This window comes from Deltaproteobacteria bacterium (assembly GCA_009929795.1).
GTDB lineage: Bacteria > Desulfobacterota > Desulfovibrionia > Desulfovibrionales > Desulfomicrobiaceae > RZZR01.
Window position 1 is genome coordinate 1 of sequence record RZZR01000362.1, and the last position, 1404, is coordinate 1404.

Annotated in this window: 1 protein-coding gene; it reads left to right on the top strand. The window is 63.7% G+C overall.

Annotated features, from left to right (window positions below; all coding sequences use genetic code 11):
• Positions 1-392 precede the first annotated feature (392 nt).
• Positions 393-1404: hypothetical protein (locus EOM25_15000; GenBank protein ID NCC26486.1), on the top strand; the 1012-nt coding region annotated here is incomplete at its 3' end.

Genomic DNA, 1404 nt, shown 5'->3' on the forward strand with positions numbered 1-1404 from the left:
GACCGCTTCCCGACCCACGCCGAGCAGTTCAACCAGAACATCAACAGCCAGGGCTTCAACTCGGCCGTTCTGGCCCGCAAGTCCGTCCGGGCCATGGAGACCTACACGGCCATGGCCCTCATTTTCGGGGTCCAGGCCGTGTCCCTGCGGGCCGTCAGGATGTCCGGATCCCACGACCCCCGGCCCCTCCTGTCGCCGTCCACGGCCGGACTCTTTGATGCCGTCCTGGCCGCCCTTGGGCGGGAGCCTGCGGCTGATCGCCCCCTGATCTGGAACGACGACGAGCAATCCCTGGAAGTCATGGTCGAGACCCTGGCCCGAGATATCGCCGCGGACGGCAAGGCCGTGGCCGCCATGGGCCAAGTGGTGGGGGCCTTGAGGTTGGAACTGCCATGAGCGATGAAAAAAAACGTCATATCCAACAATTCGAGGCCGATCCCCTGGAGGTGGTTCCGGACCAGGATGTCCGGGTGGACCGCTTCCAACCCGGCGACGAGCTTGGCGTGGCCAGACTGTATCACGTCGTGTACGGCGACGCCTATCCGGTCGAGGACTACTACATCCCGGAACGTATTCTGGCCCTGAACCGTGAGATGCAGCTCTGCTCCGTGGTCTGCAAAACCACCGATGGCTCCATCGTCGGCCACGGGGCCCTGTACCGGAGCACCCCGCCCTTTGCCGGGGTCTACGAGGTCGGCCAGTATCTCGTTCTGAAAAGCCATCGCCAACGGGGCATCGCCGATCTCATCAACCGCTACGTTTATGGAACTCTTGCCTCTCTCGTTCCAGTGGAGACCATCTTCGGCGAAGCCGTCACCAACCACGTCGTCACCCAGCGTTTCGATCTGGACGAGGGCATGACTGATTACGCTCTGGAACTGAGCCTTCTGCCCGCCGGCAAGGGACGGGACGGAGCCACGGGCCGCGTCGCCTGCCTGGTTCAGGCCAAGACCGTCCGCGACCGGCCGCATACCGTCCATCTTCCGTCATGCTACCAGGAGGTTCTCGATTTCCTCCTGGCCGACCGCGATTTCGAGCGGACCTGCCTCCCGGCCCAAGGGAGTCTGCCCCAAGACCGGGCCACCTCCTGTCAAACCCAGTCTTTTCGCGGTACCGGAACGGCCCGCCTTCTCGTTTCCAGCCTGGGGAACGACTTTCCTGGCCTGATGAAACGCCTGGAAGACGAGTTCCGCGCTCAGGGCTGTGTGACCTTTCAGGCCTTTCTGAATCTCGGGGAAGAGGGCGTCGGAGCGGCCGTTGATCTGCTCCGGAACCGGGGCTGGTTCCTGGGCGGCTATCTCCCCCGCTGGTTCGACACCGACGGCCTGCTCATGCAGAAGATTCTGGAACCCCCGGACTTCGAGAGCATGCGACTCGCGTTCGACAAGGCCAGGAAGCTGGCCC